Raw genomic sequence first — 15,132 nt, 5'->3', positions numbered from 1 at the left:
GCATACACATGGCCTGGCTGTGTGGGGGATTCGAATGATCCGGATATTGCGCCTGATCCCTGTTTGCTGCGCGGTATCGGCAGTGACATTCGTTGTCGCCAATGACCGGGCCGGAGCGCAGTCGCCCCCGGTCGGCGCCACCGCCGCCCCGTTGGTGGCGCCGGATTCGGATATGCCGAAGACGCCATGGGGCGATCCCGATCTTCGCGGGACCTGGCCGCTCCAGAATATCAATGATGCCCGTATCCGGCTTGAGCGCCCGGCGGAAATGGGAACTCGCGCCGAACTGACCGACAAGGAATTCGCCGAACGGCTGCGCGAGGCCGAAATATCCGACGCCGCTTATACGGTGGAACTCCGGGGCGGCGGCACGACGGGCCTTGCGGACTGGCTGCGGGCGACGCCGTTCGGCAGGCGCACCTCCTTGATCGTCAGGCCGGCGGATGGGCGTCTGCCGCCGCTCACTCCACAAGCGGCAGAGCTTTATGCCAAGGGCCGGTCCACCTGGCGGTCAGTGGATGTGGTGAACTGGATCAGCGATCTCGACCCGTTCGAACGCTGCATCACGCGGGGCTTCCCTGCGGTCATGTTGCCGCAGCCCTATAATAACGGCATCCGCGTGTTCCAGTCGCCCGGCTATGTCGTGCTGCAGCTCGAAACCTTCGGCGCGCGGGTGATCCCGCTTGGCCGCACGGAGCCATGGCCCTCACAGATGCGCGCATGGCATGGCAACAGCCGGGGGCACTGGGAAGGCGACACGCTTGTGATCGAGACGACCAATATCGTCAGCGGCGATAGCGCAACCACCGATCTGGCGAAACGTGCCGCAGGCCCCATCCCCGGTCGGGAAAACGCCACCCTTCCGGTCGGCCCGGAGGCCAAGGTGACCGAACGGCTGACGAGGACCGGGCGCGACACGATTGCCTATCGCATGACCTATGACGATCCCGCCGTCTTCACCGCCCCGTGGACGGCGGACCTGCAATGGACCCGCGACGAGAGCTACACGATCTTCGAATATGCCTGCCACGAGCGGAACACGGTGACCGAGGCCATAACCGGATCGCGCGCCAAAAGGCGGACGGATGCCGCAGCCGTGGCAGGCAATTAGGTTTACGACCTAATCAGGCGATCCTGATGTCCAGCAGTGAAGGGCCGGTCTGGGCAAAGCTCCATTCCAGCGCCTCGTCCAGTTCGCCCAGCGTGTCCACGCGGCGGGCGGGCACGCCGTGGCCTTCCGCCAGCAAAGCGAAGTCCAGCCCGCTGAGGTCGCAGCCGGGCACATGGTTCATGCCGAACTCGCCGGAAAAGCCTGTCAGCGCGGCATAGGCCGCATTGTTCAGGATCACGAAGCTGACATTGGCCGCTTCCAGCTTCGCAGCAAATAGCCCCTGGATCGTGTACATCGCGCTGCCATCGCCAAGGATTGCGATCACCTTGTCCGGCTGGCCCAGGGCAATGCCGATGGAGGCCGGCAGGGAATAGCCGAGGCCGCCGCTGGCGCAGGTATAGAAGCCGCCCTCGCGCGTGATGGGCAGCACGTCATGCTCCGGCCCGCGCGCGGTCGGCGCCTCTTCCACGATCACGGCCTGCTCGGGCCGCAGCTCCGATACGCGCTTGAGCACATAGGGGGCGTTCATGGCGGGCTCGGGGCTTTTCAGTTGGTGGCTGGGGCCATTGAACGCGCGTTCCTTCGCGAATTCGGAGATGATCGCCAGTCCCGCGCCGACATCGCCCAATACGCCGAAACCGCCGGGCAGGGCGGCCAGATGATTGGGATCGTCGCTCAGCGCGGCAAGCTGGGCATGGCGCGGCCAGTGCGGCCCGCTGCCCTCCACATGATAGGTGAACACCGGTGCGCCCGCGACCAGTATCGCGTCGAAGGGATCGAGCAATGTCTGGATCTGATCCCGCCAGGCAGGCAGGAAACCGGCGAATTGCGGGTGGTTTTCGGGGAAAGTCTCCCGCGCGGCATAGGGCGCGGCCCATACGCTGGCGCCGATCTTCTCGGCCAGTTCGATGGCATCTTCCCATCCGCCGCAATTGGCAACGCCCGTGCCCAGCACCAGTGCGGGGCGGCTGGCCGCGTCGAGCATCCTTGCGATCCGTTCCAGCCCGTCGCCATCGGGCGTGCGGGTCAGCGCCACTTCGGGCAGCAGCGGCATTTCGCATTCGCGGTCCCAGTCGTCCACCGGGATGGAGACGAATACGGGGCCCATCGGCGGAGTCAGCGCGGTGATGAAGGCGCGGATAAGCGCCAGCGGCACGTCTTCCGCCCGCGCAGGCTCGACCGAGAATTTCACGTAAGGGCGGGGGAATTCCGTCGCCCGTTCCGCGAACAGGAAGGGGTCATGCGGCAGGATGCTGCGCGCCTGCTGCCCGGCGGTGACCACGATGGGCGTGTTGTTCTTATAGGCAGTGAAGAGATTGCCCAGCGAATGGCCCGTTCCGGCGGAACTGTGCAGGTTCACCAGCGAAGGCTTGCCCGTGGCGCGGGCATAGCCATCCGCCATGCCCATCACCACAGCCTCGTTCAGGCCCATGACATAGGGGAAGGGCATGGCCTTGAGCATCGGCAATTCGGTGCTGCCGGGATTGCCGAACAGGCGATCCACGCCGAAATGCTGGAAGATGCGGAAGGCGGCTTCGCGGACGGTGACTTTTTCGTTGGTCATGTTCTTACACAGGTTCTCCGCCGGCGCGCGCCCGCGCCAGCATGGTTGATTCGTCACGGTTCACCCTGAACAGCACGAACAGCAATATCAGCACGATCGCCGGGGCAACCACATTGACCGACATGATCGCCTGGCCAAGATCCCCGCCATTGCGGTCGCTCACGATGCCCACGAAATAGGGGCCCATGCCAAGGCCCAGCAGAGTGGAAACGATGATATAGACCGAACTGGTGATGCCCCGCATGCGCGGCAGGACCAGATCGTACATCAGCGAATAGATCGGCGGCAGCCACAGGGTGAGGATCAGGCTGTAGACGGTGAAACGCAGATAGAAGCTGGTCGCATCCGGGGCGCTGAAGGTCCAGATGCCGAAGAAGGGCGAAATGCCCAGAGCGGCAAGGGTCAGCAAGACCCGGCCCCGCCCGCCCATGCGGCGCGTCAGCCAGTCCGACAGGGGCCCGGCCAGGATCGGGCCGATCATCCCCAGCGCGGCGGATAGCAGGCCGAATTGCAGGCCGGTTGCCGCAGGCGAAAGGCCGAATTCGCGGATCAGGAAGGAGGGGGTGAAGCCCATCACGCCGTAATTGATCGAGGTCTGAAGGCCGCCCACCACCATCAGCAGCAGCAGCGAGGGGGAGAGGATCACATTATAGGCGGGCTTGTCGGTCAGCTTGAAGCTCTGGAACAGGTTCACGATCACGAAGGCGCCGAAGCCGACGACGAACCATTGCATCACATGGGGATCGATCGACAGGCCAAGCGCCTCCACCGCAGGCCGGGGGGAGAAGCCCTGCGTCAGCCGGGTCATGCCGATGCAGACCAGCAGGATCAGGGCCAGGCTGGCGATGTTGATCGTCCATTGCCTTGCGCCCGCCCTGCGGTGCCAGAGGTAGAACCAGTTAGTGCCCGGCGTGACCGCCGCCAGCACTCCGGCGCTGGATTTGAAGGGCGTGGGATCTTCCGGGGCGGCAATACCGTCCATCCCGCCGCGCACCGGCTCGCGCATGCGCCAGATCAGCCAGGCGAGCGGCAGGCCGGGCAGGGCGGCGATCAGGAAGGCGGCCTGCCAGCCGGAAAAGCCGCCCGGCCCGCCATCGGGGAAGGCAGTGTCCCACCATTGGGCGACCACGCCGCCCAGAGTCATGGACAGGCCCAGCCCCAGCGCCACGGCAATGCCCAGCGCCGCCATGGCGGTGCCGCGCAGGCGGCGAGGAAATTCGTCGAAGATGATCGAATTGGCGGCAGGTTGCGTCGCGGCCTCGCCAATGCCCACGCCGAGGCGGGAAATGGCGAGCAGCGTGAAGCCGCTGGCAAAAGCGGCCAGCCCGGCGGAGATCGACCATGCGGCAAGGCACAGCGCCAGCAGCTTGGTGCGCACCCAGCCATCGACCAGACGGCCGAGCGGGAGCGAGAAGAGGGCATAGAACAGCGCGAAAAGCGTGCCGTAAAGCAGGCCCAGCTCGGCATCGCCGATCTGAAGATCCTCGCGGATATGCGGGGCCAGGATGGAAAGGATCTGCCGGTCCAGCAGGCTCATTGCCTGCGCGGCCGAAACCATGGTGAGCGCATACCAGCCCGCACGGCTGACTTTTGCGCCTTCGCTCACGCCCTTATCGGCTGTGCTGCTCGCCATCTTTTCTCCTCCCCCCGCACTCTCCGCCCCTGCCGAATGCGGGGTCGGGGGCGAGTACACTCATGCCTGAACCGGCTTAACGCAGCGCCTCCGCAATCGTTTCCGCAATCGGCGTGGTCGGGCGGCCGATCAGCTTGCCCAGAGTCCCGCCGGTTTCCTCCAGCGCGCCCAGACTGGTGCTGTAGGCCGAATTGGCGATTACTCGCGCGGCATATTCGGGGAAGCCAGCCGCGATCAGCGACTGGGCATGGTCTTCCTCGCCCATGTTCACATAGGCAACCGGCTTGCCCGACTGGCGGGAAAGCTCCGCAGCGAATTCGGCCAGGGTCCAGCCTGTGTCGCCAGCCAGTTCATAAATATCGCCACCCTTGCCCTCCAGCAGCACGGCGGCGGCGCCTTCGGCCAGATCCTTGCGGGAGGCGGAATTGATCCTGCCATCGCCCTGCGCGCCGGTAATCACGCCAGCCTCGATCTGGGCGGGAAGCGAGAAGACGTAATTTTCATTATACCAGCCATTGCGCAGCAGGTCGTGGGACAGGCCGCTGGCGGCCAGCGCGGCCTCGGTCTGGCGGTGTTCCTCGCCCAGCTTGATCGGCGAACGGTCGGCATGGAGGATGGAAGTATAGGCCATGTAGCCCACGCCTGCCTGTTTTGCCGCGTCGATCACGGCCTGATGCTGGCGCGGGCGCTGGCCGATGGCGCTGCCCGAAATGAGCAGCAGCCGGTCCACTCCGGCAAGCGCGGGGGCGAGCGTTTCGGGCGCGTCATAATCGGCCGCGCGCACTTCCACGCCCTTGGCCGCATAATCGGCCAGCTTGGCGGGATCGCGCGCCAGGGCGACGACATTGGCGGCGGGCACTTTGCGCAGCAGGGCATCGAGCACCAGATGGCCGAGCTGGCCGGAGGCTCCGCAAATCGCATAGATGGTCATGTCTCTCTCCCCTGGGGCCCCTTATCGGCGTGATCCATTCATTTGCGGGCCTTGAAGCACGCGGGCGCGCAGGCGGCAATCGCCCGCGCGCCAGCGCCGTGATCAGAGCTTGAACCAGCGCTCCGCATTGGTCTGGAAGAACTTCTTCTTCTGTTCCGGCGTGATGTCCAGATTGTCCATCCAGCGGACTTCGTCGGGCACGTATTCGTAGGGGTAATCCATCGCATACATCACCCGGTCCTCGCCCATCACCTCGATCAGGAGCTTGATGGCGGGGCCGAAGGGCATGCCGCTGTTGGTGGCCAGCACATTGTTGCGCAGATAGTGGAACAGATCGTGCTGCAGCGGTTGCAGGCGCGGATAGCGCTTCGAGCGGACACCGGCCTGATGCATGTAATTGTGGCGATAGATCCAATAGGGGATCGCCTCGCAACCGTGGCCCAGCATCATCTGCAGGCCGGGATAGCGGTCGAACACCCCCGTGGTCATCATGCGCAGCCCGTGGAAACTGGTTTCCACGCCGAAGCCGAACACGGCCCCGTCAAGCCCGGCTTCCACCATGGTGCCGATCATGCCGTCCGGCGGGCCCTGCGGGTGGATGTAGAGCGGCAGGTCCAGATCGGCGCAGGCGCGCAGGATCGGGTCGAACTGTTCCTCGTCCAGATAATGGCCATGGGTGTGGCTGTTCACCTGAACGCCGTGGAAGCCCAGTTCTTCCTTGCCGCGCTTCAGTTCCTCGGCGGACCATTCCGGGTCCTGCGGGGCGATGGCGATCATGCCATAAAAGCGGTCGGGATATTTCTCGCAGGCATCCTTCAGAATGTCGTTGGAACGCCGCGCAATGCCCTTGGCCTCTTCCACGTCGAACAGCGACTGGACGCCGGGGCTGGTCAGCGCCAGCACGGCCTTGTCGATGCCGGTATCGTCCATTGCCTGGATGCGCAGCTCGCCGACGTCGAGCAGGCGCTCGCGGATGAAAGTGGTGCGTTCCGAGGCGCTGGTGCCGTAAAAGCCCCACAGAGACATCGTGCCTTCGTCGGCGCGGCCTTCCTTCACCAGCCGCATGATGGCGTCGAACTGTTCCTGGGTGGCGAAGGCTTCTTCGGTGGCAATGCGCAGGTAACCGCGGTCACCTCCGGTCTTGAGTTCGTGTGTCACAATCAGTCCTTGTTGCAATAAGAGGAGGGCCAGATGCCCTGCTTGCCCGGCGAGAGGATGCCGTTGGGATCGAGGCAATCCTTGATCTTCTGGGCGAAACGCTGCTGGGCGTTGTTGTTGAAATCGTAGAGCGCGGCAACTTCATCCATGAAGTCCACATGGCTGCGATATTCGCCATAGCCGAGCCGGGCCGCAGGCTCGAGCATGGCCTTGGTGGCGGCATAGGCGCTGCGGGTCTGTTCTTCATCGGTAGTGTCGAACACCACCAGCGCGACATGGATCATGCTGCGGCGTCCGACGATGATTGCCGCCGAATAATCCAGCCCGCGTTCGTTCAGCACGCCCCGCGTCAGATCGCGAATGGCGCATCCATCCTTGCCTGCAATCGGCATGGCGCAGGAAAAGCCGATATGGCCCCCATCCTCGCCGCCATACCAGCGGGTCATGCGATCCAGCGCCATGGAGGGAATACCGGCCTGGACGCGGTGATGCGGATTCTCGAATTCGGGCAGATTGCGGCCATCGAATTCCTCGAACATCACGCTGGCGCCCGGAATCGTGGCAAAGGCGGCCTCGATCTTGGCGCGGTTATGCCGCACGACGGGCTCGTCCCCCATCACGGCAAAGCGCATCACCCAGCGGCCGAAGCCCGGCGTGGCCGCGATCCGGTCGATCACTTCTTCGGGAATGGGATCGCTTCCCGTGTACCATTCCTCGCGCCCCCAGAATGCGCTGGCGGCGCAGACGGCGTTGATGATCATCGGCTGGTTGGAAATTGTGCCGTCGATCATCAGGGGCCGCAGCACTTCCAGGAAGGTTCCGAAATGCTCTTCATTGTCGAGCATGAACCAGCCCGGCGCATAGACTTCCGGGGCAGGCATCAGGGCCACGCCCATCTTGGTGACGATGCCGTAATTGGACTGGGTGAAGATGCCGTCCCAGTTGGGCCCGGCGCTGTGGGGATAGATCAGCCAGTTATGCGGATTGGACATGCCGCCCATGCCGGTGCGCAGGATGTCGCCATTGGGCAGCACCACTTCCATGCCGCAATGCTGGCCGAAATGATCGCCAATGGGGGTGTAGCCCACCCCGTGTTCCAGCGCATTGCCGATCACGCTGCCGCCACCCAGATCGGGGACCGACATCCACAGCTTGGAGCCGATGGCGCGCAGGTGATCGTAAAGGTCGAAGAAGCGGACGCCGGGCTCGACCAGCGCCATGCAGTTTTCCTCGTCCACTTCCAGCACGCGGTTCATGCGCCGCAGCGACAGCGCGAAGCTGCCCGAAACGCGCGGCGCACCACCGCCATAGCCCTTGTTGCGGCCCTGGCTGCTGGTCCAGACGGGAGTGCCGTGTTCATTGGCGATGCGCAGCACCGCCTGCACTTCCTCCACACTGCCGGGCAGCAGCACCGCCCCCGGGCGATACCATTCGCCGGGAGGGGCAAAGGGATCGCCGTAATCGGCCATGGCGGCCTGCTGGGTCAGGACATTTTCGGAACCTAGTGCTGCTTCCATCGCGCGGACAGCCTGATCCAGGCTGCCCGGCGCAAGTGTCTTGTCATCCATAGTTCCGTTCCTCTCCCTTCCCGTCTGTGTGTGCTTATCCTTCGTGGACGGCCTTGGTGACCATGCAGGCCAGCACGCCCTCGGGGCCGTCCTCGCTGCCGTGGCCGGACCACTTCACGCCGCCGAACGGAGCGTCGGCGCCGCCGATCATGTGGCTGTTGATGCCGATCATGCCGGATTCGATCTCGCGGGCCAGGCGCTGCTGGCGCTTGGCGTCGCCGGTCCAGGCATAGGCGGCAAGGCCGAAGGGCAGGCGGTTCGCTTCCGCGATCATCTCTTCCTCGCCCTTGAACGGATTGATCAGGGCGACCGGGCCGAAGGGTTCCTCGTTCATGATGTCCGCATCGAGCGGAATCTCGGACAGGACGGACGGGGCATAGAAGAAGCCCTGATTGCCGATCCGCTCGCCACCGGTGCCCAGCTTGGCGCCCTTGTCCTTCGCCTGGCCGATCAGACGGTCCATCGCTTCGGGGCGGCGCGGATTGGCCATCGGGCCCATCTGCGTGCCGTCCTGCAGGCCATCGCCCACCTTGATCGCCTTGGCCCGTTCGATGAAGCCGTCACGGAACTTCTCGAAGATGGTTTCTTCAACGATGAAGCGCGTGGGCGAGACGCAGACCTGGCCGCAATTGCGGTATTTGCCGCCAACCGCCGTATCCAGCGCCTTGTCGATATCGGCATCGCCGAACACCAGCACCGGGCCATGGCCGCCCAGCTCCATGGTGGTGCGCAGCATGTTCTCCGCCGAGAGCTTCAACAGGTGCTTGCCCACCACGGTGGAGCCGGTGAAGCTGAGCTTGCGGATGATCCGGCTGCCCAGCAGATGGCGGCTCACTTCATCGGGCACGCCGAACACGGCCTGCGCCACTTCCTTGGGCAGGCCGGCGTCATAGAGGCACTGCAGCACGGCAAGGGCGGAAGCCGGGGTTTCCTCAGCCGACTTCATGATCACCGAACAGCCCGCCGCGATGGGCGCGCCCAGCTTGCGGCCCGGATTGCCGATGGGGAAGTTCCACGGCGCGAAGGCGGCCACGGGGCCGACCGGCTCGTGCCGCACGACCGAGCGGAAACCGTCCGGGCGGACGAGTTCGCGGCCATAGAGGCGGTGGCATTCGCCGGCGTAGAAATGGAACAGGCCGACATTCATCATCACTTCGATGCGGCTTTCGGCCAGCGGCTTGCCCTGTTCCATCGTGGCGATGCGGGCGATTTCTTCCTGCCGTTCGGCCATCAGGCGGGCCGCGCCGTTCAGCACGGCGGCGCGCTGCGCGGCAGGGGCCTTGCGCCAGATCTGGAAGCCGCGCTCGGCGGTTTCCAGCGCGCGATCGAGGTCGGCGGGATCGGCCAGCGGCAATTCGCCCAGCGTTTCGCCGGTTACGGGATTGACCACGGGGAAGGTGCGGCGCGCGCCGCCTGAAACCTTCTCGCCGTCGATGACCATATGGAGGGAGGGGTATGCACTCATTTCAAGCAACTCCATTCGCCCGGGGGGATGTGGCTGCGCGGTTGATCCATTGCGCCTGACTTGCAAGCGAAAAAGTGCGCACCAGCGGGCTGGGACAGATGCGAAAGGGGCGGCACGCAAATGCCGCCCCTTTCCCGGAATTCATTTCGTGGTTTCGGCCTTTTTGGCTGCGCGTTCCGCATCGCGCCTGGCATCGCCTTCCCAGCGCTGCGCGACCATTTCCTCACCCGTGATCGGGTGCTTCATGTGGAACGGCAGCAGCTTGTGGACCGGCCACAGCCAGTGATCCTCGATCAGTTCGTCCGGCCCGGCCGGGTCTTCGGGATAGAGGGTCTTGATGAAGGGGGTATATTCCGGATCGGTATAGGCCCAGCCCTTGTCAAAATCGGCATGCCAGTGCGGGAAGTAATTCAGCACATGGATGCGCCACTTGCCGTCGGCGCCCTTCTTGTAGGTATTCTCGTAGAGGCCGCCTTCCCACCACTGGCGCACGCCCAGGCCCGCGGCCGGATCGGCATAATCCTTGTGGCGGCCGGCCTGCATGGTGGAACGGCCGCGCAGCTTCGCGGTCATGCCGTCGGGCTCGATGTCGATGATCGTCTGGATCTGCGGATGGTCCAGCAGGAAGCCGTCCACCGGGCCGTTGTTATTGTGGGTGAAGCGCTTGCGGAAGCGGTCGATATAGAGGCGGGCAACGCCTGCCTTGCCCTTCCACACGCCGCCGAAGAAGCGCACTTCGCCATCGTCGGTGAACAGGTCCACCACCTGATCGTACATGCATTTGTCGATCAGATAGCCGTAGAGATATTGCAGCTTCTTCACGTCCAGCTCGTCCTCGCGGACGGTGAGGCGGTGTTCGAGTTCTGCCAGCTTCGCTTCAAGCGCGGCAACCCGGTCATCGGACATGCGGTACTCTCCCGAAATAGTAAGCTTTACTTACAAATTGCGCAGTGGCCTTGACCTGTCAACGGCAAGCTTTCGGCCACGGTTCTGCCCCGTCCTGTTGCCCTGTTTCCCTTTGTCGCGGCTATTTGCCCTCGGCCTCCAGCCGCTCCACCTCTTCGCGATATGGGCGTATGCCGCGCCACATCAAGAAGGTCGCCAAAGGCAGGAACAGGCAGGCGGTGATCAGGATGGCTTCCCAGATCTGCTGCTCGTCCCCCACGATGAACGTGCTGACGCCGCCGATCACCATCGGGCCCATGGCGCCGAAGAAAGTGAACATGAACAGATAGAGCGCCGTCACCTGCCCGCGCATTTCATTCGGCACGATCCGCTGGATCGCGGCATTCTGGGCCGGCGCGCCCGCCAGGCCGAAGAAGGATGCCAGCGCCATGCAGATCAGCGCGCCTTCCCCGGTGGGCATCAGCGGCATGGCGATGGTCACTATCGTGGTGCAGGCGAAGATGATCGCCGTCGCGCGGATATTCGCATCCTTGTAGCGCTTGCCCATCCACGAGACGAATATTCCGCCCGCGAAGATACCGGCCAGCATCGCCACCAGCAGCATCGAGCCCAGCACGCCGCCGATCTGCGCCTCGTCCCAGCCATAGGTGCGCACCATGAAGGGGGTGCGGAACTGGGGCAGGCCCTGGCTTTCGATGGCGGACATGGCCAGCGCCAGGAACAGCGGCAGGAACACCGCCTTGCGCTGCCAGATGGCGATTGCGGCATCCAGCCCCATGAAGGCCAGGAACTTGCGCCCGAAAGAAGCGCCCGGATCAACCAGCTTGCGCGCTTCGGGCGGGCTGCGGCGCGGCGGTTCCTTCACCAGCAGGAACAGCAATGCCGCGATCAGCCCCGGCGCGCCCACCAGCAGCAGCACGATCTGCCAGCTGAAAATGGTGATCCCCAGCAGGGTCACCGTCTCGCCGAAGGATTCGGTCCAGGCGATCAGCCTGCCGCCCAGAATATTGCCCAGCGACTGGCCCAGAATAAAGCCGAGCTGCAGCAGCGCGAAGACCAGCGGAATGCGCAAGGGACGGAAATAATCCGCCAGCATGGAATAGGAACCGGGCCCGTTGGCCGATGAACTCGCGCCTACGAACAGGCGCGTGAAGATCAGCTGCCACAGGCTTTGCGCCAGCCCGCCCAGGGCCATGATTCCGCCCAGCGCGGCAATGCCGGCCGAAAGAACGTATTTGCGCGGATAGATGTCCACCAGCCGGGCCAGCGGAATGCCTACGACCACATAGGCCACCACTGTCACCGGGCCCAGCAGCAGGCCCAGGGTGAAGTCGGTAATGCCGAAGCTGACCTTCATTTTTTCAGCCAGCAGGCCGAATGCCGTCTGATCCAGGAAAGTGACGAAGGTGGTGAAAATGATCGCAAAAAGAGCGAAATATCCCGCTTTTTCCGAAGGCCAGGGCTGGCTTGAGGTGCTGCTTGCCTGAGCTTCCGCAGTCAATTCCTGTGCATTCGGCGCAATCGCCATTGCCTGTTCCTCTCCTTCGATGTCTCTCTTTGTGGAGACTCGCGGAATGTGCTTGGCCAATTTGTAAGTGGTGAATACAAAAAGGCGAAGCAAAAATTGACATTGTCCGTGAGGCCAAGAGGCTCCGGTAACCATAGGGAGAGTGCATCATGCAGGCCACCGCAGGCAAGGTATCGCAGCAGGTTTCACGGCGATGAGCGCGGCAGTGATGCAGGCGGGTTACGCCGAGGATCGGGCAGCGATCGAAGACCTGATGGCGCGCTATCTCTTCGCGATGGATTGGGGCGATTACGACGCCTATCTCGACATGTTCACCGAGGATGGCGAACTGGAATTCGCGCGCGGCACCGCCAGGGGGCGCCAGGCCATCAGCGAGAGCGTGCGCGCCTTCAAGCAGGCCATCGGCCAGTTCTACAAGGATGCGGACGGCAATCCGGCGATCCTGCGGCACATCATTTCGCAGACGGTGATCCGGATCGAGGGCGACCGTGCCTTTACCGTCGCCTTCTGGTGGGAAATGGCGAATGACGGGCCGGGCGGAAAGCCCAAGGCAGGCACTTTCGGCACTTATGAGGACGAGCTGGTGAAGCAGGATGGCCGCTGGCTGTTCAGCAAGCGCCGCATCCTCAACGAATTCCTCGAAGGCCGTTCCACGGGCGAGGTCAATCCGGTGCGCCTGCTGGACGAGCGGGCGAAAAAGGCCCGGGCATGAGCGATCCGGCACAGCTTGCCCGCGACCGGGCCGAGATCAAGGATCTGATGGGCCGCTATCTCTTCGCGATGGATTGGCACGATACCGAAGCCTATGCCGCCTGCTTCACCGAGGATGGCGTGCTCGATTATGCCATGGCCACGCTGACCGGCAGGGAAGAGATCCGCCTTGGCGCCGAGAAGTTCCGCGATGCGGTGGGCGATCTGTTCAAGCGCGAGGATGGCAGCCCGGCCTTGCTGCGCCATGTGCTGGACCACATCGTGATCCGCGTGGAAGGGGACGAGGCATGGACCACCGCCTTCTGGTGGGAACTGACCGATGGCGGCCCCGGCCGCACGCCCGAAATCCAGAGCTTCGGCACCTATGAGGACCAGCTTGCCCGCGTGAACGGTCAGTGGCTGTTCAGGCGGCGCAAGATTTATAACGAGTTCATTCCGGGGCGGGAGACTCCCTCCGCAAACCCGGTCCGGCATTACGATGATGCGGCCGCGCGCGCGGCTGGGGAAAGGAACTGATAGGATGAAGGATTTCGTGGGTCGCACTGCCTTCGTCACCGGCGGCGCCAATGGCGTGGGGATCGGCATCGTGCGCAATCTCCTGAACGAGGGATGCAAGGTCGCCATTGCCGATATTCGCCAGGATTCCATCGACAAGGCGCTGGCCACGCTGGACAATCGCGAGGTGATGGGCGTGCAGCTCGATGTCTCCAGCCGCGATGGCTTCCGCGATGCGGCAGACCGGGTGGAGGCCGAATTCGGCCCGGTCAGCCTGCTGTTCAACAATGCCGGCATCAACCTGTTCCAGACGATCGAGGACAGTTCCTATGACGATTGGGACTGGGTGCTGGGGGTCGATCTGCACGGCGTCATCAACGGGGTGATGACCTTCGCCCCGCGCATGAAGGAACGCGCGCTTTCCGGTGAAGTGAAGGGCGGCCACATCGTCAACACCGCCAGCATGGCCAGCTTTATCGCGGGCGGGGCGCCGGGCATCTACAATACCGCCAAATTCGCGGTGCGCGGCCTGTCCTATTCGCTGCGCCATTCGATGTACAAATATGGCATCGGAGTTTCCGTGGTCCATCCCGGCCTGGTGAAGAGCTATATCTACGCCAGCGACGATGTGCGGCCCGATACGCTGAAGGGCGCGATGAAGCCGGTCGATACGGAGGCAGTGAAGCGGCTGGAGGGCGTGCACGAATTCGGCATGGAGCCTGACATCATCGGCGCCCGCATTCTGGACGGCCTGCGGGAGAACCGGGCGAATATCTTCACGCACCCCGATCACAAGGAAGAGCTGGAGGAATTGTTTGACGAAATCCTGGCCGATTACCGGGATTATCCGCAGGATGCCGGTTTCGAACAGCGCGTCGCCTTCGAGAAGATGCGCCGCGACAGTTTCGAACAGGCCCGCCGTGCCGCCGATGCGGTGCAGTGAGCCTTAGGGCCGGGCATGGCAGGCGCGCGGGAATGACCCGCTTTCTCCTTGCCGGCGCGCTTGCGCTTTGCGCCGCTCCCGCGCTTGCTCAGACGGGGCCCCAGACGGGCGGCGCGCCGGCGGGCGAACCGCAGATGAACCTCGAACAGAAGACCCTGCTGCGCTGCTCAGCCGCCTTTGCGATCACCGCTGGCGAACAGGCGCGCGGTGTGCAGAGCGCCTTGGCCTTCCCCCCGCTGGCACAGCGCGGCAAGGAATTCTTCGTTCAGTCGAGCGCCCGGCTGATGGACGAGATGAAGCTCAGCCGCGAACAGGTGCAGGCGCTCTACAAGGCTGAGGCCGAGCGCTTGCAGGCCGATGGCACCGGGGCCGGCAGCGGGCAGAAGACCATGGCGGCGATCATGCAGCCCTGCCTGCTGTTGCTGGACGCTTCGGGGATTTAGCAGGAGGTTTTGCGCTCGCAGAGGCGTGGAGTTTTTGGTTTGCGCAAAGCACGCGAAGATGTGGCGCTTGGCCCTCATTAGAAGGGTAGGGCTTGGGGCAGCCCCTCAGCGCTCTTTGCGCGAACCCAATAATACTCACGCGGAGACGCGGAGGCGCGGAGGGAATGCGCCCAGCCGCTCCTCCCTGCGCCCCGCTCCTCCCTGCGCCTCTGCGCCTCTGCGAGCGCCCACTCTCTCTCCGCGCCCCCGCGTCTCCGCGTGAAACCCTTCCACATTACCCCACGCAATCCGGTCAGCGATCCCAGCTTTCGCTGGGATGACGAGGGAGGCTTGTGTTGAATTGGCGTTTTCACTTGACATTTCGAACCGTTTCGGTTATATGCCCCAGCACATTGCAGGACTAGCAAACCTGCAATTACCTACCAGTCCGGAGGGGCGCGATGTCGACCGCAAGCCTCCCTTGTTCAACAGAACAACGCGGCCGGCGCGGGTGTGTGCTCCCTTGGGCGGTTCTCCCAATGGCAATGCCTCCCAGCGCTCAGACGCGGATGATCGGATGTGTGGTGCTCTCCTCTGCCCGTGCACACCTGTCCCTGGAGGACGGGCTCTCCGGGACGGATCACCGCCAGTGGCGCGAGATGATCACTCGCGAGGGAAAGCACGCCGCACGCGAGCC

General features: G+C 64.0%; 13 protein-coding genes. 5 read left to right on the top strand and 8 right to left on the bottom strand.

Annotated elements, in window-relative coordinates; all coding sequences use genetic code 11:
- Window positions 1–82 precede the first annotated feature (82 nt).
- Window positions 83–1,111 carry a hypothetical protein gene (locus H0274_RS14765; RefSeq protein ID WP_226796353.1) on the top strand — a complete coding sequence of 343 codons (1,029 nt, stop codon included), beginning with the start codon at window positions 83–85 and terminating at the stop codon, window positions 1,109–1,111.
- A gap of 13 nt (window positions 1,112–1,124) precedes the next feature.
- On the opposite strand, the gene mdlC is transcribed toward H0274_RS14765, so the two are convergent.
- From mdlC to H0274_RS14725, 8 genes are all read right to left on the bottom strand, one after another.
- Complete coding sequence (gene mdlC / locus H0274_RS14760) at window positions 1,125–2,675, bottom strand: benzoylformate decarboxylase (RefSeq protein WP_226796352.1); 1,551 nt, start codon at window positions 2,673–2,675, stop codon at window positions 1,125–1,127.
- Between the two features lie 4 nt (window positions 2,676–2,679).
- Window positions 2,680–4,308, bottom strand: a complete 1,629-nt coding sequence (locus tag H0274_RS14755; protein ID WP_226796351.1) for an MFS transporter — start codon at window positions 4,306–4,308, stop codon at window positions 2,680–2,682.
- Between the two features lie 76 nt (window positions 4,309–4,384).
- Window positions 4,385–5,239, bottom strand: coding sequence for an SDR family oxidoreductase (locus tag H0274_RS14750; RefSeq protein ID WP_264295676.1), 855 nt, complete (start codon window positions 5,237–5,239; stop codon window positions 4,385–4,387).
- Between the two features lie 102 nt (window positions 5,240–5,341).
- The gene (locus tag H0274_RS14745) at window positions 5,342–6,397 is read right to left on the bottom strand and encodes an amidohydrolase family protein (protein WP_226796350.1); all 1,056 of its coding nucleotides are present in this window, start codon (window positions 6,395–6,397) and stop codon (window positions 5,342–5,344) included.
- Window positions 6,398–6,399: 2 nt separating this feature from the next.
- Window positions 6,400–7,965, bottom strand: coding sequence for an FAD-binding oxidoreductase (locus tag H0274_RS14740; protein WP_226796349.1), 1,566 nt, complete (start codon window positions 7,963–7,965; stop codon window positions 6,400–6,402).
- 34 nt (window positions 7,966–7,999) lie between these two features.
- Window positions 8,000–9,430, bottom strand: a complete 1,431-nt coding sequence (locus H0274_RS14735; RefSeq protein WP_226796348.1) for an NAD-dependent succinate-semialdehyde dehydrogenase — start codon at window positions 9,428–9,430, stop codon at window positions 8,000–8,002.
- A gap of 141 nt (window positions 9,431–9,571) precedes the next feature.
- Window positions 9,572–10,336, bottom strand: coding sequence for a nuclear transport factor 2 family protein (locus tag H0274_RS14730; RefSeq protein WP_226796347.1), 765 nt, complete (start codon window positions 10,334–10,336; stop codon window positions 9,572–9,574).
- Window positions 10,337–10,457: 121 nt separating this feature from the next.
- The gene (locus H0274_RS14725) at window positions 10,458–11,864 is read right to left on the bottom strand and encodes an MFS transporter (protein WP_226796346.1); all 1,407 of its coding nucleotides are present in this window, start codon (window positions 11,862–11,864) and stop codon (window positions 10,458–10,460) included.
- 142 nt (window positions 11,865–12,006) lie between these two features.
- Here H0274_RS14725 and H0274_RS14720 point away from each other — a divergent pair, with 142 nt between their 5' ends.
- From H0274_RS14720 to H0274_RS14705, 4 genes are read left to right on the top strand one after another with little or no spacing between them, the layout of a single operon-like run.
- Complete coding sequence (locus H0274_RS14720) at window positions 12,007–12,576, top strand: nuclear transport factor 2 family protein (RefSeq protein ID WP_226796344.1); 570 nt, start codon at window positions 12,007–12,009, stop codon at window positions 12,574–12,576.
- Window positions 12,573–13,091, top strand: a complete 519-nt coding sequence (locus H0274_RS14715; protein WP_226796342.1) for a nuclear transport factor 2 family protein — start codon at window positions 12,573–12,575, stop codon at window positions 13,089–13,091. The genes H0274_RS14720 and H0274_RS14715 overlap by 4 nt, the downstream gene beginning before the upstream one ends.
- A gap of 4 nt (window positions 13,092–13,095) precedes the next feature.
- Complete coding sequence (locus H0274_RS14710) at window positions 13,096–14,013, top strand: SDR family NAD(P)-dependent oxidoreductase (protein WP_226796340.1); 918 nt, start codon at window positions 13,096–13,098, stop codon at window positions 14,011–14,013.
- Between the two features lie 32 nt (window positions 14,014–14,045).
- Entirely contained in the window at window positions 14,046–14,456 is a 411-nt protein-coding gene (locus H0274_RS14705; RefSeq protein ID WP_226796338.1) for a hypothetical protein, read from the top strand.
- The last annotated feature ends 676 nt before the right edge of the window (window positions 14,457–15,132 follow it).

Source organism: Fulverythrobacter ferritrahens (genome assembly GCF_020539485.1).
Lineage (GTDB): Bacteria > Pseudomonadota > Alphaproteobacteria > Sphingomonadales > Sphingomonadaceae > Andeanibacterium > Andeanibacterium ferritrahens.
The sequence above is the reverse complement of the archived record's forward strand: the minus strand, read 5'-3'. Positions and strand labels throughout refer to the sequence as shown.

Bases quoted from the DNA above. Each gene is read 5' to 3' on its own strand.
- H0274_RS14735 (WP_226796348.1), bottom strand. From the start codon at position 9,430: ATGAGTGCATACCCCTCCCTCCATATGGTCATCGACGGCGAGAAGGTT.
- H0274_RS14725 (WP_226796346.1), bottom strand. From the start codon at position 11,864: ATGGCGATTGCGCCGAATGCACAGGAATTGACTGCGGAAGCTCAGGCA.
- H0274_RS14755 (WP_226796351.1), bottom strand. From the start codon at position 4,308: ATGGCGAGCAGCACAGCCGATAAGGGCGTGAGCGAAGGCGCAAAAGTC.
- H0274_RS14730 (WP_226796347.1), bottom strand. From the start codon at position 10,336: ATGTCCGATGACCGGGTTGCCGCGCTTGAAGCGAAGCTGGCAGAACTC.
- H0274_RS14705 (WP_226796338.1), top strand. From the start codon at position 14,046: ATGACCCGCTTTCTCCTTGCCGGCGCGCTTGCGCTTTGCGCCGCTCCC.
- mdlC (WP_226796352.1), bottom strand. From the start codon at position 2,675: ATGACCAACGAAAAAGTCACCGTCCGCGAAGCCGCCTTCCGCATCTTC.
- H0274_RS14740 (WP_226796349.1), bottom strand. From the start codon at position 7,965: ATGGATGACAAGACACTTGCGCCGGGCAGCCTGGATCAGGCTGTCCGC.
- H0274_RS14715 (WP_226796342.1), top strand. From the start codon at position 12,573: ATGAGCGATCCGGCACAGCTTGCCCGCGACCGGGCCGAGATCAAGGAT.
- H0274_RS14750 (WP_264295676.1), bottom strand. From the start codon at position 5,239: ATGACCATCTATGCGATTTGCGGAGCCTCCGGCCAGCTCGGCCATCTG.
- H0274_RS14710 (WP_226796340.1), top strand. From the start codon at position 13,096: ATGAAGGATTTCGTGGGTCGCACTGCCTTCGTCACCGGCGGCGCCAAT.